Origin of the sequence: Streptococcus oralis (genome assembly GCF_003943395.1) — a bacterium.
GTDB lineage: Bacteria > Bacillota > Bacilli > Lactobacillales > Streptococcaceae > Streptococcus > Streptococcus oralis_BF.
Map to the genome: position 1 here is coordinate 23,332 of NZ_RJPJ01000011.1, position 21,068 is coordinate 44,399.

24 protein-coding genes are annotated in these 21,068 nt (G+C 41.1%); 15 read left to right on the top strand and 9 right to left on the bottom strand.

Features of this window, described 5'->3' with window-relative positions; genetic code table 11:
* Positions 1–7: 7 nt before the first annotated feature.
* A complete protein-coding gene (locus D8802_RS08595; protein WP_125395534.1) occupies positions 8–1,255 on the top strand; it encodes a toxic anion resistance protein in 1,248 nt (415 codons plus the stop codon).
* 36 nt (positions 1,256–1,291) lie between these two features.
* Here D8802_RS08595 and D8802_RS08600 read toward each other — a convergent pair whose 3' ends face one another.
* From D8802_RS08600 to rpmF, 3 genes are all read right to left on the bottom strand, one after another.
* Positions 1,292–1,813, bottom strand: coding sequence for an HXXEE domain-containing protein (locus tag D8802_RS08600; protein ID WP_125395535.1), 522 nt, complete (start codon positions 1,811–1,813; stop codon positions 1,292–1,294).
* Positions 1,814–1,891: 78 nt separating this feature from the next.
* Entirely contained in the window at positions 1,892–2,041 is a 150-nt protein-coding gene (gene rpmG, locus D8802_RS08605; protein ID WP_001265622.1) for a 50S ribosomal protein L33, read from the bottom strand.
* A gap of 15 nt (positions 2,042–2,056) precedes the next feature.
* Entirely contained in the window at positions 2,057–2,239 is a 183-nt protein-coding gene (gene rpmF, locus D8802_RS08610; RefSeq protein ID WP_000290417.1) for a 50S ribosomal protein L32, read from the bottom strand.
* Positions 2,240–2,459: 220 nt separating this feature from the next.
* Between rpmF and ilvD the strand changes: the two genes are divergently transcribed.
* Positions 2,460–4,163: a dihydroxy-acid dehydratase gene (ilvD, locus tag D8802_RS08615; protein WP_000137343.1), complete on the top strand. Its 1,704-nt coding sequence runs from the start codon at positions 2,460–2,462 to the stop codon at positions 4,161–4,163.
* Between the two features lie 174 nt (positions 4,164–4,337).
* On the opposite strand, the gene D8802_RS08620 is transcribed toward ilvD, so the two are convergent.
* Complete coding sequence (locus tag D8802_RS08620) at positions 4,338–4,679, bottom strand: metal-sulfur cluster assembly factor (RefSeq protein ID WP_125395536.1); 342 nt, start codon at positions 4,677–4,679, stop codon at positions 4,338–4,340.
* A gap of 123 nt (positions 4,680–4,802) precedes the next feature.
* Here D8802_RS08620 and D8802_RS08630 point away from each other — a divergent pair, with 123 nt between their 5' ends.
* From D8802_RS08630 to D8802_RS08690, 13 genes are all read left to right on the top strand, one after another.
* On the top strand, positions 4,803–5,654 hold the full coding sequence (locus D8802_RS08630; protein ID WP_125395537.1) for a helix-turn-helix domain-containing protein: 852 nt from the start codon (positions 4,803–4,805) through the stop codon (positions 5,652–5,654).
* Positions 5,655–5,965: 311 nt separating this feature from the next.
* Positions 5,966–7,213, top strand: a complete 1,248-nt coding sequence (locus tag D8802_RS08635) for an MFS transporter (protein WP_125395538.1) — start codon at positions 5,966–5,968, stop codon at positions 7,211–7,213.
* Between the two features lie 78 nt (positions 7,214–7,291).
* Positions 7,292–8,572 (top strand): histidine--tRNA ligase, encoded by a 1,281-nt coding sequence (gene hisS / locus D8802_RS08640; RefSeq protein WP_125395539.1) that lies wholly within the window; start codon positions 7,292–7,294, stop codon positions 8,570–8,572.
* A gap of 143 nt (positions 8,573–8,715) precedes the next feature.
* Complete coding sequence (locus D8802_RS08645; protein WP_125395540.1) at positions 8,716–8,919, top strand: helix-turn-helix transcriptional regulator; 204 nt, start codon at positions 8,716–8,718, stop codon at positions 8,917–8,919.
* Positions 8,919–9,116 carry a hypothetical protein gene (locus D8802_RS08650; RefSeq protein ID WP_125395541.1) on the top strand — a complete coding sequence of 66 codons (198 nt, stop codon included), beginning with the start codon at positions 8,919–8,921 and terminating at the stop codon, positions 9,114–9,116. The genes D8802_RS08645 and D8802_RS08650 overlap by 1 nt, the downstream gene beginning before the upstream one ends.
* Before the next feature lie 2 nt (positions 9,117–9,118).
* A complete protein-coding gene (locus D8802_RS08655; protein WP_125395542.1) occupies positions 9,119–9,469 on the top strand; it encodes a PspC domain-containing protein in 351 nt (116 codons plus the stop codon).
* Positions 9,470–9,482: 13 nt separating this feature from the next.
* Positions 9,483–10,184, top strand: coding sequence for a DUF3169 family protein (locus D8802_RS08660; protein WP_125395543.1), 702 nt, complete (start codon positions 9,483–9,485; stop codon positions 10,182–10,184).
* A gap of 11 nt (positions 10,185–10,195) precedes the next feature.
* Positions 10,196–11,020 carry an ABC transporter ATP-binding protein gene (locus D8802_RS08665; protein ID WP_125395544.1) on the top strand — a complete coding sequence of 275 codons (825 nt, stop codon included), beginning with the start codon at positions 10,196–10,198 and terminating at the stop codon, positions 11,018–11,020.
* Positions 11,013–11,711: an ABC transporter permease gene (locus D8802_RS08670; RefSeq protein ID WP_125395545.1), complete on the top strand. Its 699-nt coding sequence runs from the start codon at positions 11,013–11,015 to the stop codon at positions 11,709–11,711. The genes D8802_RS08665 and D8802_RS08670 overlap by 8 nt, the downstream gene beginning before the upstream one ends.
* A 9-nt stretch (positions 11,712–11,720) precedes the next feature.
* Complete coding sequence (locus D8802_RS08675) at positions 11,721–12,362, top strand: CPBP family intramembrane glutamic endopeptidase (RefSeq protein WP_125395546.1); 642 nt, start codon at positions 11,721–11,723, stop codon at positions 12,360–12,362.
* A gap of 17 nt (positions 12,363–12,379) precedes the next feature.
* Positions 12,380–12,598 (top strand): hypothetical protein, encoded by a 219-nt coding sequence (locus D8802_RS08680; protein ID WP_125395547.1) that lies wholly within the window; start codon positions 12,380–12,382, stop codon positions 12,596–12,598.
* A gap of 151 nt (positions 12,599–12,749) precedes the next feature.
* Positions 12,750–14,507 carry an aspartate--tRNA ligase gene (gene aspS / locus D8802_RS08685; protein WP_125395548.1) on the top strand — a complete coding sequence of 586 codons (1,758 nt, stop codon included), beginning with the start codon at positions 12,750–12,752 and terminating at the stop codon, positions 14,505–14,507.
* Between the two features lie 18 nt (positions 14,508–14,525).
* Positions 14,526–15,467, top strand: a complete 942-nt coding sequence (locus D8802_RS08690; protein WP_125395549.1) for a YitT family protein — start codon at positions 14,526–14,528, stop codon at positions 15,465–15,467.
* A 30-nt stretch (positions 15,468–15,497) separates the two neighbouring features.
* Here the strand turns inward: D8802_RS08690 and D8802_RS08695 are convergent, their stop codons facing one another.
* The 5 genes from D8802_RS08695 to D8802_RS08715 all read right to left on the bottom strand — a co-directional run bounded on the left by D8802_RS08695 (position 15,498) and on the right by D8802_RS08715 (position 21,004).
* Entirely contained in the window at positions 15,498–16,484 is a 987-nt protein-coding gene (locus D8802_RS08695) for a LacI family DNA-binding transcriptional regulator (RefSeq protein WP_084925290.1), read from the bottom strand.
* A 9-nt stretch (positions 16,485–16,493) separates the two neighbouring features.
* Positions 16,494–17,294: a DUF1189 domain-containing protein gene (locus D8802_RS08700; RefSeq protein ID WP_125395550.1), complete on the bottom strand. Its 801-nt coding sequence runs from the start codon at positions 17,292–17,294 to the stop codon at positions 16,494–16,496.
* Between the two features lie 180 nt (positions 17,295–17,474).
* Entirely contained in the window at positions 17,475–18,317 is an 843-nt protein-coding gene (locus tag D8802_RS08705) for a sugar ABC transporter permease (protein WP_125395551.1), read from the bottom strand.
* Position 18,318: 1 nt separating this feature from the next.
* Positions 18,319–19,611: a sugar ABC transporter permease gene (locus D8802_RS08710; protein ID WP_185758221.1), complete on the bottom strand. Its 1,293-nt coding sequence runs from the start codon at positions 19,609–19,611 to the stop codon at positions 18,319–18,321.
* Positions 19,612–19,735: 124 nt separating this feature from the next.
* Complete coding sequence (locus tag D8802_RS08715; protein ID WP_125395553.1) at positions 19,736–21,004, bottom strand: extracellular solute-binding protein; 1,269 nt, start codon at positions 21,002–21,004, stop codon at positions 19,736–19,738.
* Positions 21,005–21,068 lie beyond the last annotated feature (64 nt).

Below are 21,068 nucleotides of genomic sequence, written 5' to 3' on the forward strand. Positions count from 1 at the left end.
AGTAACCATGACAGAATTTAATTTTGATATTGATCAGATTGCTAATAATACGGTGGCTAAAGTGGACAAAACCACTGAAATCATCGGGACAAACACAGGTTCAGTCCAGACCATCACCTTTCTTGAAAAGCTAAGTCCTGAACAGCAAGAGGGAATCAAGGCGCGCGTGCCCCAGTTAGTAGATCAGTTTGTCACAGACCAAAATGCTCTCTTGGACTTTGGTCAATCAGCGGTGGAAGATGTCAATGGTACGGTTAACCGTATCTTGACCGAGCAAAAGAAACTGCAAATTCCACAGGTGGATGATTTGTTGAAAAATACCAACCGCGAATTGCAAGGTTTTGTAACCAAGTACAAGAATGCTGAAATTGCAGAATTGGAAGAAAAGCCAAACTTTTTGCAAAAATTGTTTAAAAAGAGCCAAAATAGTCTACAAGAATTTTATTTTGACTCAAAAACAGTTGAGCAAAAGCTAGATGGTATGGCTGCAGCAGTGGTCAAGCAAGAAGATGTGCTTGCTCGAAATATTGTTTCTGCTGAAATGCTGATTGAGGACAATACCAAATCCATTGAAAATCTAGTGGGAGTAATTTCCTTTATCGAAGCCAGTCAGGCAGAAGCTGGGAATCGCGCTGCAGAATTGAAGGCTCAAGTTGATCAATTAGATGCAACAACGGTAGAATATCAAATCAAGTCCCAAGAATTAGCTCGTATGGCTGAAGTGGTCAATACACTGGAACAACAACATACAGAGTATGTTAGCCGCCTTTACGTAGCTTGGACAACGACTCCACAGATGCGTAATCTCGTCAAAGTTTCATCGGACATGCGTCAAAAATTGGGCATGCTTCGTCGCAATACCATTCCAACCATGAAGCTTTCGATTGCCCAACTTGGTATTTTGCAACAATCGATGAAATCAGGTGTCGTGGCAGATGCCATTGTCAATGCGAACAATGCTGCTCTTCAGATGCTAGCTGAAACCAGCAAGGAAGTGATTCCGCAGATGGAACGAATTGCCCAAAGTCCAACAGTAGCTGTTGAATCGGTTACCAAACTTGCTGAAAGTCTAGTTGCTCAAAACCAAGGTATCGTTGCTGCCATTGAGTTGGGACGCCAGAAACGTGCTCAACTAGAAACAACCATCGTCAAATCTGCAGAAATGATCAACGACTCTGTTAAACTCCGCGATGAGAAAATCGTCCAAGCCCTTCTAGACCAAGGAAAGGCTGCGCAGAAAGAAGTACAAGAATAAAAATAAATCCTCTGCAATGTAGATTTGCAGGGGATTTTATTCGTTTTTGTGAACAAGCCAGGTGGAATACTTTCTCCCAAGCCAGAGAGCAAAGAGGAGATTGATGACGACGATGCCTGAACCGACCAGTGAATATAGGAAAAATTCGCTGGTCGAAACTCGCCACAAATGTACAATGTCTGTAATCAAATAAGCACTGATAGGAAAACAAAGGATAGAAGTAATCAGAGCAGGGATATACTTACCAAGAAATATTGCTTGCCCGATATGGAGCAAGAGATGAAACGTAAAGGCTACAAATCCTCCTAACCAAACTAATTCGAGCGCTCTAGATTGAGTAAAATACGCTAATAAAGTGATGGTTAAGACAAGGATGAATTCCTCAAAAACAGCAAGGGCAAATCCCTCTGTTGTCATTTCTTTATGGATCTTGAGAATAGTTGGAGCCTTTTGAGTCAGTAAGGTTTCGTTGAAATGAATCCAAGGGACAAGACCGATAATTTCTTCCATATCGTGAAAGATAAAAAGTAGAGGAAACATCCAAAGATAAAACGCCATAAATCTCTCCTGAAAAGCTAAAGATTGCTCGCCAATCAAGCAAAAAACGCCCAGTAAGGCGTTTTGAGTTAGGTATGCTTACTTAACTTCTGTAAACACAACGTGCTTGCGAAGTTTTGGTGAGTATTTCTTCAATTGAAGACGGTCTGGAGTGTTACGTTTGTTTTTAGAAGTAAGGTACAAGCGTTCACCAGATTCTTTGTGTTCAAGTGTAATATTTACGCGCATGGTATCTCCCTTCTATTATTCAGCTGATGCAGCTTTAGCGATTTTACGTCCTTTGTAGTATCCTTTAAGTGATACACGGTGAGAACGTGAGTAATCCCCAGTAGTTTCGTCAAAGTTTACAGATGGAGCTGTTACTTTGTAGTGTGTACGACGTTTGTTTTTCTTCGCTTTTGAAGTGCGACGTGCAGGTACTGCCATTTTGATTTCTCCTTTAGGTATTTAAATTCGATTCAATCTAGTGATTTTCATCAACCATACTAGGATAACACATTTTTTTTGTAAAGTAAAGTTACTTGACAAAAAAAGATGAAAAAATTAGAAGTTGTTGATCGGAATTTTCTGAAAATTCAAGAATTTTATTCTGTTCTTCATGCGAAAATTGTGCTATAATAGTAAAAACTGAAACGGGAGGGATAAGATGACTGAATTAGATAAACGTCACCGCAGTAGCATTTATGACAGCATGGTTAAATCACCAAACCGTGCTATGCTGCGTGCTACTGGTATGACAGATAAGGACTTTGAAACACCGATTGTGGGAGTGATTTCGACTTGGGCGGAAAATACACCATGTAACATTCACTTGCATGATTTTGGGAAATTGGCGAAAGAAGGTGTCAAATCAGCAGGTGCTTGGCCTGTTCAGTTTGGTACCATTACCGTAGCGGACGGGATTGCCATGGGAACGCCTGGTATGCGCTTCTCTCTAACATCTCGTGATATTATTGCGGATTCTATCGAAGCTGCTATGGGTGGTCATAACGTCGATGCTTTCGTTGCTATCGGTGGTTGTGACAAGAACATGCCTGGTTCTATGATTGCTATTGCTAATATGGATATCCCGGCTATTTTCGCCTATGGTGGGACTATTGCACCGGGTAATCTTGATGGCAAAGACATTGACTTGGTTTCTGTCTTTGAGGGTATCGGAAAATGGAACCACGGTGACATGACAGCTGAGGACGTGAAACGTCTTGAATGTAATGCCTGTCCGGGCCCTGGTGGCTGTGGTGGTATGTATACAGCTAACACCATGGCGACTGCTATCGAAGTTCTCGGTATGAGTTTGCCAGGATCATCCTCTCACCCAGCTGAATCAGCTGACAAGAAAGAAGATATCGAAGCAGCAGGACGTGCTGTTGTTAAGATGCTGGAGCTTGGTCTCAAACCATCAGACATCTTGACTCGCGAAGCTTTTGAAGATGCCATCACTGTAACCATGGCTCTCGGTGGTTCTACAAATGCCACTCTTCACTTGCTTGCTATTGCCCATGCGGCTAATGTTGACTTGTCACTTGAGGACTTCAATACGATCCAAGAACGTGTGCCTCACTTGGCTGACTTGAAACCTTCTGGTCAGTATGTCTTCCAAGACCTCTACGAAGTCGGTGGTGTACCTGCGGTTATGAAGTACTTGTTGGCAAATGGATTCCTTCATGGCGACCGCATCACATGTACTGGTAAGACCGTCGCTGAAAACTTGGCTGACTTTGCAGACCTCACACCAGGTCAAAAAGTTATCATGCCACTGGAAAATCCAAAACGTGCAGATGGTCCGCTTATCATCTTGAACGGGAACCTCGCTCCTGATGGTGCGGTTGCCAAAGTATCAGGTGTTAAAGTTCGTCGTCACGTTGGACCAGCTAAGGTCTTTGACTCAGAAGAAGATGCTATCCAGGCAGTTCTGACAGATGAAATCGTTGATGGCGATGTTGTCGTTGTTCGTTTCGTTGGACCTAAGGGTGGTCCAGGTATGCCTGAGATGCTGTCCCTTTCATCCATGATCGTTGGTAAAGGTCAAGGAGACAAGGTTGCCCTCTTGACAGATGGACGCTTCTCTGGTGGTACTTATGGTCTGGTTGTCGGACATATCGCTCCTGAAGCTCAGGATGGTGGACCGATTGCCTACCTCCGTACAGGAGATATCGTTACGGTTGACCAAGATACCAAAGAAATTTCCATGGCCGTATCTGAAGAAGAACTTGAAAAACGCAAGGCAGAAACAACCTTGCCACCACTTTACAGCCGTGGTGTCCTCGGTAAATATGCCCACATCGTATCATCTGCTTCACGCGGAGCTGTGACAGACTTCTGGAATATGGACAAGTCAGGTAAAAAATAAACTTAAAAAGCAAGCCAATCTCGGCTTGCTTATTTTCATCTTCAAAAGTGATTTGCCTGCTTATACTCAATAAAAATCAAAGAGCAAACTAGAAAGCTAGGCGCAGGTTGCTCAAAGCACAGCTTTGAGGTTGGAGATAAAGCTGACGTGGTTTGAAGAGATTTTTGAAGAGTATTAACGAGGTGGCAGTCCAAGGGCGATACGGCCGTAGCGACTGATTCGTGTAATCTTCCAAGCAGGCGACCAGGTGACTTCAACCTTGACATCTTCGATACCCTCGACTTGTTTCAGACCTGCCACGATTTCGATAGGTAGGCTTTCGGCGCAATCGCAGGCAGTGTCGGTAAAGGTCATGACAATCTTACAGAGACCTGTTTCATCCAGATTGATTTCATAAATCAGCCCTAGATTGTACACATCCAATTCCACATCTGTATCAAAAACCTTTTCTAGTTTTTCGATAATTTGGTCTTGCAAGGCCAAAGCGCGGTCATTGATTTTGATATCGTCTCTCATAACAGTCCCTCCACGTGATAAATATCCTCTATTTTCTCATAATTCTGACAATTTAGCAAGTTTTTGATGAATTTTCTGAAAAATATGATAAAATGAAGAAAATACGGAATCAAGGGGAAGTCTATGGAGCAGATTGGAACAGTCTTTAGACAATTACGAGAGTCAAGAAATATTTCATTAAGACAAGCAACTGGGGGACAATTTTCGGCTTCTATGTTGTCCCGATTTGAAACTGGTCAGAGTGAGCTTTCGGTGGAAAAGTTTCTATTTGCCTTAGAAAATATATCTGCGAGTGTGGAGGAAATCCTCTTTCTGGCTAGAGGTTTTCAGTATGATACAGATTCTGAGTTGAGAAAAGAAATCACAGATATCTTGGATCCAAAGAACATAGCACCTCTAGAGGACTTGTATCGCAAGGAGTATCAAAAGCATGCCGATTCTCAAAACAAACAGAAACATATTCTAAATGCTATTATTATCAAGTCGTATATGAAGAGCATGGATGAAACGATAGAGTTAACAGCAGAGGAAGGGAAAATCCTTCATGATTACCTGTTTTCTACCGAGATTTGGGGGATGTATGAACTCAATTTGTTCTCAATCAGTTCTCCATTTTTATCTGTTTCTCTTTTTACTAGGTATGTACGAGAGATGGTACGGAAATCTGATTTTTTAATGGAAATGTCTGGAAACCGAAATCTTTTTCACACCATGCTATTGAATGGTTTTTTAGCCAGTATTGAGTGTGAAGAATTTACCAATGCCTGTTATTTTAAACGTGTTATCGAAGAGCATTTTTACAAGGAAAACGAGACCTATTTTCGAATTGTCTATTTGTGGGCGGAAGGTCTCCTTGATAACAAGCAAGGCAGAGTCAAGGAAGGTCAGAAAAAGATGGAAGATGCTGTCCGTATTTTTGAGATGCTTGGCTGTAACAAATCTGCCGAATACTATAGAAAAACGACCGATTGTTGAATATCTGCAAACCAAGAAAAAAATTTGAAATTTGAAGCGATAGAACTCTTGCCCTCTCTCAGGTCATTACAAAAGTTCTATCGTTTTTTCTTATTTTGTGTGTTGCATATATTCAAAAGTTCTCCATCTCAAATTTCTAAGTGCTATACTATAGTCATACTTCATATAGAACTTATACTCTTCGAAAATCTCTTCAAACCACGTCAGCTTCCATATGCAACCTCAAAACACTGTTTTGAGCAACCTGCGGCTAGCTTCATAGTTTGCTCTTTGATTTTCATTGAGTATTCGAACAAGAAGGGAGATTATCTATGAAACTATTGTTTAGAAATCCAGCTTATAGAATTTTGACTTTATCACGATTCTTCAATGCTTTTGGTGCTTCTATTTTTAACTTGGTATTTATTGTCTATGCATCGACCTTGCCACAAGCCTCTTTTTCAGTTGCTGTAGCAAATATTGTGATGATTCTTCCAACTCTCTTCACAGTTTTTGTAGGGATTCGGGCAGATTACACGAGGGACAAGATCAAATGGATGACTTACAGCGGTTTGTTTCAGGCTCTTCTCTTTTTTCTGGCAGCTCTGGTGCTTGGTCAAGCCAGTCTCTTTGCCTTTTCTAGCTTGTGTTTGATCAATGTGATCAGTGATGTGATTAGTGATTTTGCAGGTGGTTTGCGCATGCCTCTTATTAAGGAAAAAGTGGCTGAAAATGATCTGATGGAGGCTTATTCTTTTTCCCAGTTTATCACCTATATTTCAGCTATTGGTGGTCAAGCTTTTGGAGTCTGGCTCTTAGGTCTATCGGTCAATAATTTTTCTCTCGTTGCGGGAATCAATGCCTGTTTTTTCCTAGTATCAGCCGCTATTCTCTTTTTAGGAAGAAGCAAATTGAACCTGTCAATTTCATCTCCTGATGGTGAAATCCTAAAAAATGAGAAGCTTTCTATCAAAGAGCAGTTCCTAACAATTTACCGAAATTTACGTCTCGTTTTTCTTAAAAGTGGACAGAAAAACTTTGGTTTTATGATCTTTGCTGTCTTGCTTATCAATGCCTTGGGTGGCGCTTTAGGAAGCATTTATAATATCTTCTTTTTGAGCCATTCTCTCTTGAATTTTTCTTACACAGAGGCACTATTTATCGAGCAAGTCTGTGTTTTATTAGCTATCATCATCAGTAGCCTTACGGGCAATGATTATTTTGGGAAGCAGTCCTTGCCTAGATTGATGATGTGGGCGACATTAGGAGTTAGTCTAGTTGGTCTGGCTAACTTATTCAATCAAGTCGTGCTTGGTTTGCTATTCCTCTTTTTAACTCTGTATGTGTCTGGTAAAGTTTCACCAAAGATTAGTGCTATGCTCATGAAAAATCTAGCTCCAGATGTTCTAGCTCGTACCAGTAATTTTTTGGGTTTATTGTTTACCTTATCAGTACCTCTTGGTACAGCCTGTTTTTCACTTGTAGCCGTATGGAATATGCAGTTGACTTGGATCTTTTTTGTTGTCCTTTCCTTGCTGGCTATCCTTCTGACAAGTCTTAATCTTAAAAATGATATTTGAATCCTAATTTTTTTTCTCACTGTTTTAATCCCTCTATTTATGGTAAAATAAGACTATTAAGTTTAAAGAGGATTCCCTATGAAATTACAAAAACCAAAAGGAACGCAGGATATTTTACCTGCTGAGTCTGCTAAATGGCAGTACGTTGAGGGCTTTGCCCGTGAAATTTTCAAGCGTTATAACTACGCAGAAGTGCGCACGCCTATTTTTGAGCACTACGAGGTCATCAGCCGCTCTGTCGGGGACACGACCGATATCGTAACCAAGGAAATGTACGATTTTTACGACAAGGGTGACCGCCATATCACCCTCCGACCAGAAGGAACTGCGCCCGTTGTTCGTTCGTATGTGGAAAATAAACTCTTCGCCCCAGAAGTTCAAAAGCCAAGTAAGTTCTACTACATGGGCCCTATGTTCCGCTATGAGCGTCCACAGGCAGGTCGTTTGCGTCAGTTCCACCAGATTGGTGTGGAGTGCTTTGGTTCGAGCAATCCAGCTACCGATGTAGAAACGATTGCTATGGCAGCCCACTTCTTGAAAGCGATTGGCATTCAAGGTGTCAAATTGCACCTCAACACTCTCGGAAATCCTGAGAGCCGTGCAGCCTATCGTCAAGCCTTGATCGACTATTTGACACCGCTCAAGGAGACCTTGTCTAAGGATAGCCAGCGTCGTTTGGAGGAAAATCCTCTCCGTGTCTTGGACTCTAAGGAAAAAGAAGACAAGGTGGCAGTAGAGAATGCGCCGTCTATCTTGGACTTCCTTGATGAAGAAAGTCAAGCTCATTTTGATGCTGTGCGTCAGATGTTGGAAAATCTGGATGTAGACTATATCATCGATACCAATATGGTGCGTGGTCTGGACTACTACAACCACACGATTTTTGAATTCATCACTGAAATCGAGGGCAATGAATTGACAGTCTGTGCAGGAGGTCGCTACGATGGCTTGGTTGCTTACTTTGGTGGTCCTGAAACTGCTGGCTTTGGATTTGGCCTTGGTGTAGAGCGCCTGCTTCTCATCCTTGAAAAGCAAGGTGTGGCCCTCCCTATCGAAAACGCCCTAGATGTTTATATCGCAGTCTTGGGTGAAGGAGCAAATGTCAAGGCCTTGGAGTTGGTACAAGCCCTTCGCCAACAAGGATTCAAAGCAGAGCGTGATTACCTTAACCGTAAACTCAAAGCTCAGTTCAAGTCAGCCGATATCTTTGCGGCTAAGACTCTCATCACCCTAGGTGAAAGTGAAGTCGAAAGCGGACAAGTGACGGTTAAGAACAACCAAACCCGAGAAGAAGTGCAAGTGTCACTTGATGCTATCAGTCAAAACTTCTCAGAAATTTTTGAAAGATTAGGCTTTTAATAGTAGAAAAACTGGTCAGGATCTTATTCCTGACCTTTTTCTTTTGCAAAATGACAACAATCATAAACTTTTTGACAAATATACTTGTCAAAAAGAAAAAGATGTGTTACAATGTAAGCAAGTTAAGAGTAAAGGAGAAAGGAATGCTGAAAAATCGTTTAAAAGAGCTTCGGGCTCGCGATGGTCTCAATCAAACCGAACTAGCCAAGCTAGCAGGGGTTTCCCGACAGACCATTAGTCTACTAGAACGGGACGAATACACCCCGTCCATTGTAATCGCCCTGAAGATATCCCAGATATTTAATGAACCAGTTGAATCGGTATTTCGCTTAGAAGAGGATGAGTGATGAACATGTATAAAGTGATCTATTATGTAGTTGCCATAGCTCTATTAGTCAGTGTGTTTCTACTGATTGGGATGGACCTAGGCTGGTTTAATCCGTATCAAAGTGACCAATTTGTTTGGGCCTACTTTGCTCTCATCCCAGTAGTTGAATGGATTGAAAAGAAAACCAAAAATCTAGCAAGTGAAAAAGGAGAATGAATATGAAAAAGTTTTTAGCAGATTTTCAAGTAGATACTGAACACAAAGAACTTGCTGGTGTTTGTACAGGTTTAGGAAATTATTTTAACATTCAAGCCAATATCGTTCGTTTGGTGACAGTCTTGTTGTTTCTCTCTTCTACGGAGATTGGGATTATAACAGTAACTCTCTATGCCTATCTAGCGGGTTGGCTTGGGAATGAACCCTTGGGAGATGGAGCAAAAAAAGCTAGAAATCAAGCTATTCTCTTACTTGCTGTTTGTTTGATTTTGGTGTCACTTGGAACAGAAGGCTTAACAGCTATTTATGAATCAGGGAAAGCATTTGGTCAGTGGTTGGTTGGATTAGTTTAGAAAGAGGATGAATATGAAAAAGAAACATTTATTAATTCTGTTGGGGAGTATACTGTTAGGTGTTTTATTGGGAATGATCGGTACTGGCTTTGCTGATCTTCGTTCAGGAATTTCTCAAGATCAAGTACTGTTTGTTTTAGATACCTTCTTTTTCTGGCTTGGAATTATTTCAACAATTTTAGCTCTTTATTTTACCAGAATGAGTCGTAAAGCCTACAATAACTACCAAAGAGAAGAAGATGATGAACAAAGTGAACAGGACTATATTAGGATGTATCGTTTCTTAGATTATGGTACAGTGGCTAACAGTACTTTGCTAATTAGTATGTTATTCAGCTTAGTTGCTATGTTTCCTGAGTTTAGATTATCTTTATCTCCTTTTCTCTTAACCATACTTGTAATTTTTGTGGGTAGCTATTGCTTCAACACGACTAGCTTGATCCGTAATTATAAACTTTCTATCATGCCAACCCCTAAGGAAATGTTAGAATTCCTAGATACTTATGATGAGGGAGAAAAACAAGCAGAAATGGAAGAAGCTTACTTAACCTTGTTCAAGATTAATCAGACGATCTTGCCAGCTATCTATATTCTCTTGATAGTTTTATCACTGGTGTTAGGTGAAGTACAGTTGATTGCTTTAATTATAGCGGTTGCTATTCATATTTATATCAACCTTGCACAATTAAGAAAAACAAAACGTTACTTTAAGTAAAAGGAGTTCCTATGATTCGTGTTGAAAATGTAAGCAAAAGTTTTGGAAGCAAGAAAGCTCTGAATCAGATTTCTTTTGAGATTCAAGAGGGTGAAATTTTTGGCTTCCTAGGACCTTCAGGCTCAGGTAAAACAACTATGATCAATGTTCTGACGGGTCAGTTGGCTGCAGATCAGGGGGAGACAGTTCTCCTAGGGAAGTCTTCTCAAGCTCTAACTTCAAATGATTTGGAACAAATCGGGATTGTTAGTGATAGCAGTGGTTTTTATGAAAAGATGAGTCTTTACAAAAATCTGCTCATTTACGCTAAGTTATATGGCCTTAAAGCTTCTAGAGTAGATACAGTGCTTGATCAAGTTGGGTTATCAGATGCTAAAAATCTTATCGCGGAAAAACTATCTACAGGTATGAAACAGCGAATGTTCTTGGCTCGTGCTCTTCTAAATGCTCCCAAAATCCTCTTTCTAGATGAGCCAACAAGTGGTCTTGATCCTACCACTTCAAAATCGATTCATGCTCTTTTACAGGAACTGAAGCAGGCTGGTACAACGATCTTTTTAACAACCCACGATATGAATGAAGCAACCTTGCTTTGCGATCGACTCTCTCTTTTAAATAAGGGAAACTTGATTGAGTATGGCAGTCCACAAGAGATTATCCAGAAATACCATGAGGATAAAAAGGTTCGTTTACGCTATCAAGATGGGCGCGATCAAGTGATTCCTTTTGAAGAATTGCCTCATTTGAATACGACAAATCTAATAGCTGTTCATTCTTGTGAACCGACTTTAGAAGAAATCTTTATTAGATTGACAGGAGAAAAGTTAGATGTTTAGAAAATTAAATGCCCTTCTTTGGTTAAGATTACAAGTTCTTATTAGTAATTCAACTTTGTTGGCGACTCTATTGATGCCCTTTGGTATTGCTATCCTGTATAATGAATTCTTAAACAAGAGTGGAGAATTGACTATGTTTCTCCTCTCTATGAGTTTGACGATGGTCTTGAGTATGGGAAGTGGTTTTATGGTATCGATTATGATGGCAGAAGACAAGGAAAAGCGCAATCTTAAATCACTCATTCTAAGTGGTGTGACAGCAACAGAATATACTCTTAGTATGCTCGTTATCCCTATGTTGATTATGTTGCTTGGAATGATTTTACTCCCAATCTATCTTAAAGTAGATGTATCAGGTTACTTATTTGCCTATGTTATTTATTTGATCCTAGCAACGATTAGTATTATTTTTCTCAACCTTCTAATCGGTGGGGTATCAGATACTCAGTCTAAAGCGCAAGTCTATAGTATCTTTCCTATGTTAATTGTCTCTTTTTTACCTATAATTGCTCTTCAAAATGATACGGTTCAAAAAGTGTTGGATTACTCGTTCATCGGTCCTATTGCAAATCTTTTAAATAAAAAAGGTGGAGAAATATCTTTTTCTAACATCGGTATGTTACTTGCTTGGGTAGTTGTGTTAGGAATAGTGAATCTCTTCGTATTGAAAAATAGTTATAAAGGAAAATAGGAGGCTCATATGAACTTACTTAAAAACCTTGGCTGGTTTCTTCTAGCTGTTCTATCCTTTTTCTTTGGTTATGGTCTAGTTCAGAGTATGGCTTTATCAGCTCTTGGACTAGGGGCTTCAATCTTTGGAGTCTTGCCACTTTATGTTGCCCTGTCAGGGGCCTATGTTTATGGAGTTTACAGATGGTATCAGACACAAAAGGTTAGCATCCAGACGACGGTTTTTAATCGTTTCATTTGGTTACCAACCCTGGTTTTGCTAGTGGCGATTACAGCCCAGTTCTTTTTGCCGGATGATCCGTCGGTCAATCAACAAATCGTATCTCAATTGACAGTGGCTCAGCCTGTCTTTGGTTTCTTTATGGTGGTGGTCTTTGCTCCTCTGACGGAAGAACTCATCTATAGAGGGATGCTGGCGCGCTATCTCTTTCCTAAGCAGAACAACAGCAAACAGACAGCTCTGTTTCTCCTCGTATCGAGTGTGCTTTTTGCCTTGATTCATTTTCCAGGAACTTTGCAACAGTTTTTAGTTTATGCCAGTCTGGGATTGAGTTTGGGACTGGCTTATGTGAGTCGAAAAGGTCTTCTTTATAGCATTTCTTTACACGCTTTGAATAATTTAATCGGCTTTTTGATGATACTCATGCTATAATAGAGTCAGGAGGTCACATGAAACGAGTAATTTTATTAGCAGTGATACAGGCAATCGTTCTCTTCTTTATCATCGGGGCACTTGCCTATGCCTTTAAAGGCGACTTCTTTTACAACTATTTAGCAGTTGTCTTTGCGCCTATTGCAGGTGTCTTGCGTTTTGCTTCGGCTTATGCGACGGAGATTGTTCTACCTAAAAAGGCAGCTGAGATTGCTGAAAAGCGTAAAAAAGGTTAAGAATCATAATCAGAGAATCCGATGACGTTTTCATCGGATTTTTTGTCTGTTCGTTTTGATTTCTAAAGGCAATCAAACTTTTCTGCTGATTTTCATGAAGAGACTGCGCTTTTATGGTAAAATAGTAACAGAATAAAAGAGGAGAGAAAACATGAAACGTAGTATGTATGCTGGTCGTGTTCGTGAGGAACACATCGGACAAGAAATTACCTTGAAAGGATGGGTTGCCCGTCGTCGTGACTTGGGTGGTTTGATCTTTATCGACCTTCGTGACCGTGAAGGGATCATGCAGTTGGTTATCAACCCTGAAAAAGTATCTGCAGAGGTTATGGCAACAGCTGAAAGCCTTCGTAGCGAATTTGTTATCGAGGTGACTGGACAAGTCGCTGCGCGTGAGCAAGCCAATGATAAATTGCCAACTGGTGCGGTTGAGTTGAACGTGACAGCTTTGACAGTGCTTAATACAGCTAAAACAACGCCTTTTGAGATTAAAGATGGTATTGAGGCCAATGACGATACACGTTTGCGTTACCGTTACCTTGACCTTCGTCGTCCAGAAATGTTGGAAAATCTTAAGCTTCGTGCTAAGGTGACCCACTCTATCCGTAACTACTTGGATGAGTTAGAGTTTATCGATGTGGAGACGCCATTCCTTTCTAAATCAACGCCAGAAGGGGCGCGTGACTATTTGGTGCCATCTCGTGTCAATAAAGGGCATTTCTACGCTCTTCCTCAAAGCCCACAGATTACCAAACAGCTCTTGATGAATGCTGGTTTCGACCGCTATTACCAAATCGTCAAATGTTTTCGTGACGAGGACTTGCGTGGTGACCGTCAGCCTGAGTTCACCCAGGTCGACTTGGAAACATCCTTCCTTACGGAGCAAGAAATCCAAGATATCACAGAAGGCTTGATTGCGCGCGTGATGAGGGAAACAAAAGGCATCGAAGTAACACTTCCATTCCCTCGTATGAAGTACGATGACGCGATGGCTCTTTACGGTTCTGATAAACCTGATACTCGTTTTGACATGTTGCTTCAGGACTTGACAGAAGTTGTCAAGGGTGTTGATTTCAAAGTCTTTTCAGAAGCACCTGCTGTAAAAGCCATTGTGGTCAAAGGTGCTGCGGACAACTATTCACGTAAAGATATCGACAAGATGACCGAAGTAGCCAAGCAGTACGGGGCCAAAGGTCTTGCTTGGGTCAAGGTTGTGGATGGAGAATTAAACGGACCAGTTGCTAAGTTCTTGACTGGCATCCAAGAAGACTTGTCGACAGCTCTTGGCCTTGAAGATAAGGATTTAGTTCTCTTTGTAGCAGATACGATTGAAGTAGCTAATGCAACTCTTGGTGCCCTTCGTGGACGTATTGCCAAAGAACTTGGCTTGATTGATAATGATAAATTTAACTTCCTTTGGGTTGTTGACTGGCCAATGTTTGAATGGTCAGAAGAAGAAGGCCGTTACATGAGTGCCCACCATCCATTTACCCTTCCACAGGAAGAAACGGCTCACGAATTAGAAGGTAATTTGGCTAAGGTTCGTGCCATTGCTTACGATATCGTTTTGAACGGTTATGAGCTTGGTGGTGGTAGTCTTCGTATCAACCAAAAAGACCTTCAAGAACGTATGTTCAAGGCTCTTGGATTCTCAGCTGAAGAAGCAAATGACCAGTTTGGTTTTCTTCTTGAAGCCATGGACTATGGTTTCCCACCACACGGTGGTTTGGCTATCGGTCTTGACCGTTTTGTCATGTTGCTTGCAGGAGAAGAAAATATCCGTGAAGTCATTGCCTTTCCTAAGAACAACAAGGCAACCGACCCAATGACACAAGCCCCATCAACAGTCGCTCTCAAACAACTAGAGGAACTAGAGATTCAATTGAAACCCTCTGCCTTAAAAGTTTGAAATATTGAGTAGAAGAAGATGAAACAAGCAAAACAAATTAAGCGGTGGCGCTATTATCTGCGCCGCTTTGCTTATCAGATAAAGATGTTGCGTGTGTTGCAAAGCATCTCTAAGGAAAAATATGATGAGAAGATTTCTGCTTCTCTGGTATACGGTTTTCTATCAGCAGTTGCGGTCAATTTCTTTTTCCAACCAGGGCATGTTTATTCGAGTGGTGTGACAGGTTTGGCGCAAATTATCTCCAGTTTGAGCATTCACTGGTTTGGTTTCCATTTACCAGTATCCGCAACCTTTTATGCCATTAATATCCCGCTGATGATTTTGGCTTGGTATCAGATTGGACATAAATTTACAGTCTTTACCTTTATCACGGTATCCATGAGTTCCCTTTTTATCCAGTTTGTGCCCGTTGTGACGCTGACAGAGGATCCCATTATCAATGCTCTCTTTGGGGGTGTTGTCATGGGCTTGGGAATCGGCTTTGCTTTGCGCAATAGTATTTCCAGTGGAGGTACAGATATTGTCAGTCTGACCATTCGCAAGAAAACGGGGAAAAATGTCGGCAGTATTTCCTTCCTGGTCAATGGGACTATCATGTTGATTGCTGGGTTGACCTTTGGTTGGAAATACGCCCTTTACTCCATGATTACCATTTTTGTATCCAGTCGTGTGACAGATGCGGTCTTTACCAAGCAAAAACGGATGCAGGCCATGATTGTGACCAGTAATCCTGACAAGGTAATCGAAAAAATCCATAAAAAATTGCACCGAGGCGCTACCATGATCCACGATGCAGAAGGAACCTATAATCATGAGAGAAAAGCAATCTTGATTACGGTTATCACACGAGCAGAGTTTAATGATTTTAAACACATCATGAAACAAGTTGATCCGACAGCCTTCGTCTCTGTATCCGAAAATGTCCACATCCTAGGACGATTTGTAGAAACAGACAATTAGACATGAAAAAACCAGCTCTGGAGCTGGTTTTTATTTTTCGATAATTTTGTGGGCGATTAACTGACGGTAACAAATCTGTCTATTATTTTTCGCGTCATTGATAATCTGCAAAATCGTTTCAAATGATGTTCGCCCAAGTTCCAGACTATTGATATCGACATAGGCTACTAGGTCGAGTCGTGGATTGACAGAGTCGAAACTCAAGACAGGAACAGTTAACTGATGCTTACTAATGTAGTCGCAAACCCCTTCAGCCAAAAGGCTGTCGGTTGTGATGATAGCATCAATCTGCGGATCATGCTTAAATAGGAGTTTGCTGAATTGATAACCTTTTTCTTCTAGAAATTCATTTGCAAAGTAGGTCAGGTTCGTATCAATCGAAAGTTGGTGTTGTTTAAGCGCTAATTCGTAACCTTTTAGACGGTCTTGCGTAACGAAAAGTTTCTTGGTTCCTCCGATAAAGGCAATTCTGCTGCAGCCCTTTTTGATGAAATACTCTGTCGCATCAAAGCCGGCTTGGACATTATCATTGTCGACAAGTGGGATAAAGGGTGAGAGGGATTTTCCAAGGATGAGGAAAGGAAACTGTTCTTCCGCTACGAGCTTCACTAGTGGATCTTCTTCTTGGGCGTAGAGGAAGATTAGACCATCGACACGTTTCCCATAGACCATTTGTGAGATGGCATTGAGACGCTCCTTCTCATCTTTACCAGTTGCAATCTGAATAGCATAGTGGTTTTCAGATGCGACTTGGGCGATCCCTCGTAGGACAGATGGGAAGAAAGGATTTTGGTAGAAGGCATCTGAGTCGTCAGGCAATACCAAACCGATAACTTGAGTATAGCTACTTACCAAGCTACGAGCATTGAGATTGGGATGGTAATTGAGTTCCTTCATAGCCTTGCGAACTCGTTTTTTGGTTTCATCACTAATTGTTGATTTGTTTTGAATAACGCGGGTTACGGTTGAAGGTGAGACACCTGCAGCCTTGGCCACATCTTTAATCGTAACGGGCATAAAAATCTCCTATTTATGATAATCTGGATCACGGAAATGTGTCTTGTAAAAAATAGTGACCAGATAAAGAACAAAAAGAATGTTCTGTACAGTGATAAGGGTTGACATATTTTGGCCAAAAAGTCCCAAAATAAGCGTAATCAGAGTTGGTAATCCTAAACAGTTCAAGATAAAATGGTAGCACTCTTTAAAGGTCCTAAATGAAAAGAGGCGTGATTTTTTGGTGATATAAAGGAGAAGACTAGCTCCAAGAGAGACAATGAAGAAATTCAAGCCGAAGAGGAAACTAGCACCAAGGACGAGAAAGAGACTGATATAGACACGGTTCTGCTGGTACCAGTCTTTAGAAATCGCTTGGGTTAAAGCTTCCTTACTCTGGAAACTCTCCGTTTGAATGGCGTGGTAGCGAATGCGGGTCAGTTCCTTGCTTTCCTTGCTGATGATGAGTTCTTCAGTATCAAAATGAAGTTGCAAATCCTTTGGCAATTCTTTGCTTGGACTTGGACCAATCAGAAGAGAAGCTTGCTGATTTTTAGTTCCAGCATAGTTCAGCTTTCCATCAACGCTTTGTGCATTCTCTGACAAGTCCATGATCGCTTCATCTGTCAATGGAGCGTAGACATTATCGATAAAAGTATCCAGTGGATAGGTTTCCTGCGAGCTGTTTTGAATGGCAATTGGAACCATAGACAAACTGATGAGGAAAATGCTAGTAAAGAGAAGCTGAAACCAGTTGAGGCCGAAACGTTTTGATAGGGGCTTACGAAATCCCCAGATACTAGAGAAATACGAGAATGGATATGGAAGCATAGGCATCTTTCTAAGAGTGTTTTCTATATGAGTATTATTATATAGAGAAATGTACTTTATTTCAAGTCTAGTAGATAAATTGCTTTTTGAAAAGCGGATTTTGCTACTATTTGTGGTCTTGTGTCTAATCTTTCAACTTTACAAGCAAGATCCAAAATGAAAAAGGGTGGCGGGGATATATTATCCCTTGTCGCCACCACTTGTAAGTCCTGAAACAAAGTTCTTTTGTAGGAAGAAGAAGAGAATACAGATTGGAAGGGCGATGAGGATAGCACCTGCTGAGAAGTAGGCAATCTTCATGTTTTTCACGTTGTTAACGAAGGTTTGGAGACCGACGGCAACAGTAAAGTATTCTTTCTCACGAAGCAAGAAACTAGAGAGAATGTAGTCTCCGAAAGGTCCCATGAAGGCCCATAGAGCTTGTACAGCCACCATTGGGCGAACAAGTGGGAGAACAATTTGCCAGAAGCGACGGAAGTGTCCGGTACCATCTAGTTTTGCAGATTCGTCTAGAGACATTGGTACGGTATCGAAGTAGCCTTTCATGAGCCAAGCATTCATCGGGATACCTCCACCGACGTAGAGGAAGATGAGGAACCAGCTATGGTTAAGGGCGTTCAACATAAGGGCCATAACGAAGAAGGCTGTCAAAGCGGCCATGGTTGGCACCATTTGGATGATCAAGAAGAAGACCAAACTTTGCTTACGAGCCAAGAAGTTGTAACGACTGTAGGCGTAACCTGCAAGTACAATGATACTAGTTTGTACAGCCATTGTAATAAAGGCAATAATCAAAGTATTAAGGTACCAAGTACCATACAAGGTTTCGGTGAAGAGCCCTTTAAAGTTATCAAAACTAAAGTCGACGTTACCATCTAGTTTAAAGGCTACGACATTACCAGTCTTGAAGGCTGACATAATGGTAATCAAAAGTGGATAGATGATCACGATTGATAGGCCAATCAAGTAGAGGTAAGTGAGGGTTTGAGTCAGTCTACGTTTGAGTTTGATTGAGTTATTCATCTTAGACGTCCTCCATATCAAATGCGTGTAGTTTCTTGAATGCGATCATAGAGATAGAGATGACAATGATAGAGATAATCAAGGTAACAGCTGCCGCCATAGAGTATTGTGGGGCTGTACCTGTTGTCAAACGGTAAATCCATGAAATCAAGATATCAGTTGAACCGGCTCCACCACCAACGCTACCAGGTCCTCCACCATTGAAGAGGTACATGATAGAGAAGTTGTTAAAGTTGAAGGTGTATTGGCTAATCAATGTTGGAGCTGCAACAGCCAAGATCATTGGGAAAGTGATGTTGCGGAATTTTTGCCAAGCATTGGCACCATCGATGTAAGCTGCTTCGTAGAGGTCGTTAGGAATAGACTGCAAGATACCCAAGGTCAAAACGTAGATATATGGGAATCCTAGCCAACCTTGCATCATAATCAAGGCAATCTTAGTCCAAGTTGGGTCCGTTTTCCAAGGTATAAGAGCACCGTCAAGGAAAGGAAGGACCTTAGACAAAAGAGGCAAGACTTGAGTGTTGATCGCTCCGACACTATCGTTAAACATGTTTGAGAATGTCAAGATAGTGATGAAGGCTGGAACTGCCCAAGGAAGAAGGAAAATAACACCGAAGATACGTTTTCCTTTGATAAATGGTTGGTTGGCAATGATTGCTGTAAAGATACCAATGACAATCTGCAAAGTAGAAGCAGATAAAGCCCAGATAATGGTCCAAGAAAGAACGGAACCAAAGGCTGAACGGAAGGTACTCAAGCTCCAGATATTTGTGAAGTTCGTTAAACCAACCCAGTCCAACAATTTATTTGGTGGCAAGTGTTGGAAGTCATAGTTGGTAAAGGCGATCATCAAGGTTACGATAACTGGGAAGATAATCGCAAATGTCATCGCTACATACGATGGGATAATCAAAAGGTATGGGAATCCATTCTCATAAATACCTTTAATCATATCCTTGAAGGTATGAGCTACAGGAATACCGTTGTTGATACGTTTAGCAGTTGTATGTGCGTCCTTGATATTAAAGATATAAAAGAGCAAGTAAACGACAACAAAGATAGAATGGAAAGCACCACGAATCAGCATGAAAAGTGAATTGTCACGACCAGGTTTGTCACCAAGAGTGACCAAATTGCTCAATTCAGGGGTTGCAAGTGTTAGAAAATACAGAACAAATAAGACAGTAACACCAAGGAAAATAAATCCTTTAGCTTTTTGTTTGTTATAGATTTGTCCTAAACCAGGAATGATTGACAGCAAGGCTGCTTTGCGAGGCTGTTGTTTTTCCATGATTACTCCTTTCATAGGATGCGAGATAAAACTCGGATTCAATCGTAAGATACGTACGTATAATAATAGGCGTATCTATAAATTCAAAGGGGGATTTTGCTTCCACCCCCCTTGAACAAATCAATTATTCACCAAATTTTTGTTTGATTGTGTCCTTAATCAATGTTACAGCATCATTAGCAGCTGTTTTCGCATCTTTCTTACCACTTACAGCATCAAAGAGCATTGTTTTAGCTGGGTCCCAAACAGCTGACATTTGAGAGATGTTTGGCATTGGTTGAGCGTTCTTGAACTGTTCAATCACGGCTGTTGTCAACTCATCTTTTTTGCCTTCAGCATAAGTACGAGCTTCAGTATTAGCTGGGATTTCGTTTGTTACATCGTAGAATGCTTTTTGTTGTTCAGTTGAAACTAGGAAGTCTACAAATTTTTGAGCTCCTTCAAGGTTCTTAGTGCTTGCTGGGATAACCCAAGCTTTACCACCACCAAATGTTTCATAGTTTTTACCGTTTGGAAGAGTTGGGATAGTCGCAACACCGTAGTTTACTTTAGCATCTTTGAATGCTTGAGCTTTCCAAGGTCCGTCGATGATAGCAGCAGTTTTACCTTCTTGGAATTGAGTTTGGATTAAGTTTGGAGCTCCTTCAGTATCTTGCATACCTTTAGGCCATTTTTCGTACCAAGATTTAGCGTATTCGATACCTTTGATTGCTCCGTCGTTTGCAAGTCCGATATCTTTAGGATCTTTACCGTTTTGGCCAAATACATAACCGCCATTACCAGCAAGAAGTCCGTATGCGTAGTAGAAGTTTGTCCAGTCAGCTAGGAAGGCAGTTGTTTTGCCATCTTCACCAGCGAAAGCGTATTTGCTGTCTTTAGCAAGGTTTTCCAAATCAGCAAATGTTTTAGGAGCTTCTTTAAGCAAATCTTTGTTATAGTACAAAACGAGTGATTCGATGACAGCTGGAGCACCATAGACTTTACCACCAACAGTTACAAGTGATTTTGTTTTATCGTCTGTCTTCGCACCGTCGCTAAGAGTAACTTCTGAAAGTTGTCCGTCAGTACCAAGGCTACCTACACGGTCGTATGGAGCCATCATAACATCAGGAGCTTTACCAGATTGGTTGTCTAGAGAAAGGTTATCAAGACCACCCATTTGGTCTCCTGTTTTGATGGTAACTTTTACGCCAGATTCTTTTTCATAAGCTTTTGCAGCTGATTCAGCAAAGGCTTTATATTGGTCTTCAACGTAGAAAGTGATTTCTTTCGCTTCTGAAGAGCTAGTATCAGCTGCTTTGTCAGCAGTTTTGCTTCCGCAAGCCACCAAGAGCAAGCTAGCGAGAGTAGCAGTTCCGAGCACAGCAGCGCTCTTCATGAATTTAGATGACATAGTGTATTCCTCCTAAAGAATAACAGTATAATTTATTTAGAAAACGCAAACGTTTTCTTTTATG

What these genes read in the sequence shown, in the direction of transcription:
- D8802_RS08595 (WP_125395534.1), top strand. Translation starts at nt 8, where the DNA reads ATGACAGAATTTAATTTTGATATTGATCAGATTGCTAATAATACGGTG.
- D8802_RS08600 (WP_125395535.1), bottom strand. Translation starts at nt 1,813, where the DNA reads ATGGCGTTTTATCTTTGGATGTTTCCTCTACTTTTTATCTTTCACGAT.
- rpmG (WP_001265622.1), bottom strand. Translation starts at nt 2,041, where the DNA reads ATGCGCGTAAATATTACACTTGAACACAAAGAATCTGGTGAACGCTTG.
- rpmF (WP_000290417.1), bottom strand. Translation starts at nt 2,239, where the DNA reads ATGGCAGTACCTGCACGTCGCACTTCAAAAGCGAAGAAAAACAAACGT.
- ilvD (WP_000137343.1), top strand. Translation starts at nt 2,460, where the DNA reads ATGACTGAATTAGATAAACGTCACCGCAGTAGCATTTATGACAGCATG.
- D8802_RS08620 (WP_125395536.1), bottom strand. Translation starts at nt 4,679, where the DNA reads ATGAGAGACGATATCAAAATCAATGACCGCGCTTTGGCCTTGCAAGAC.
- D8802_RS08630 (WP_125395537.1), top strand. Translation starts at nt 4,803, where the DNA reads ATGGAGCAGATTGGAACAGTCTTTAGACAATTACGAGAGTCAAGAAAT.
- D8802_RS08635 (WP_125395538.1), top strand. Translation starts at nt 5,966, where the DNA reads ATGAAACTATTGTTTAGAAATCCAGCTTATAGAATTTTGACTTTATCA.
- hisS (WP_125395539.1), top strand. Translation starts at nt 7,292, where the DNA reads ATGAAATTACAAAAACCAAAAGGAACGCAGGATATTTTACCTGCTGAG.
- D8802_RS08645 (WP_125395540.1), top strand. Translation starts at nt 8,716, where the DNA reads ATGCTGAAAAATCGTTTAAAAGAGCTTCGGGCTCGCGATGGTCTCAAT.
- D8802_RS08650 (WP_125395541.1), top strand. Translation starts at nt 8,919, where the DNA reads ATGAACATGTATAAAGTGATCTATTATGTAGTTGCCATAGCTCTATTA.
- D8802_RS08655 (WP_125395542.1), top strand. Translation starts at nt 9,119, where the DNA reads ATGAAAAAGTTTTTAGCAGATTTTCAAGTAGATACTGAACACAAAGAA.
- D8802_RS08660 (WP_125395543.1), top strand. Translation starts at nt 9,483, where the DNA reads ATGAAAAAGAAACATTTATTAATTCTGTTGGGGAGTATACTGTTAGGT.
- D8802_RS08665 (WP_125395544.1), top strand. Translation starts at nt 10,196, where the DNA reads ATGATTCGTGTTGAAAATGTAAGCAAAAGTTTTGGAAGCAAGAAAGCT.
- D8802_RS08670 (WP_125395545.1), top strand. Translation starts at nt 11,013, where the DNA reads ATGTTTAGAAAATTAAATGCCCTTCTTTGGTTAAGATTACAAGTTCTT.
- D8802_RS08675 (WP_125395546.1), top strand. Translation starts at nt 11,721, where the DNA reads ATGAACTTACTTAAAAACCTTGGCTGGTTTCTTCTAGCTGTTCTATCC.
- D8802_RS08680 (WP_125395547.1), top strand. Translation starts at nt 12,380, where the DNA reads ATGAAACGAGTAATTTTATTAGCAGTGATACAGGCAATCGTTCTCTTC.
- aspS (WP_125395548.1), top strand. Translation starts at nt 12,750, where the DNA reads ATGAAACGTAGTATGTATGCTGGTCGTGTTCGTGAGGAACACATCGGA.
- D8802_RS08690 (WP_125395549.1), top strand. Translation starts at nt 14,526, where the DNA reads ATGAAACAAGCAAAACAAATTAAGCGGTGGCGCTATTATCTGCGCCGC.
- D8802_RS08695 (WP_084925290.1), bottom strand. Translation starts at nt 16,484, where the DNA reads ATGCCCGTTACGATTAAAGATGTGGCCAAGGCTGCAGGTGTCTCACCT.
- D8802_RS08700 (WP_125395550.1), bottom strand. Translation starts at nt 17,294, where the DNA reads ATGCTTCCATATCCATTCTCGTATTTCTCTAGTATCTGGGGATTTCGT.
- D8802_RS08705 (WP_125395551.1), bottom strand. Translation starts at nt 18,317, where the DNA reads ATGAATAACTCAATCAAACTCAAACGTAGACTGACTCAAACCCTCACT.
- D8802_RS08710 (WP_185758221.1), bottom strand. Translation starts at nt 19,611, where the DNA reads ATGGAAAAACAACAGCCTCGCAAAGCAGCCTTGCTGTCAATCATTCCT.
- D8802_RS08715 (WP_125395553.1), bottom strand. Translation starts at nt 21,004, where the DNA reads ATGTCATCTAAATTCATGAAGAGCGCTGCTGTGCTCGGAACTGCTACT.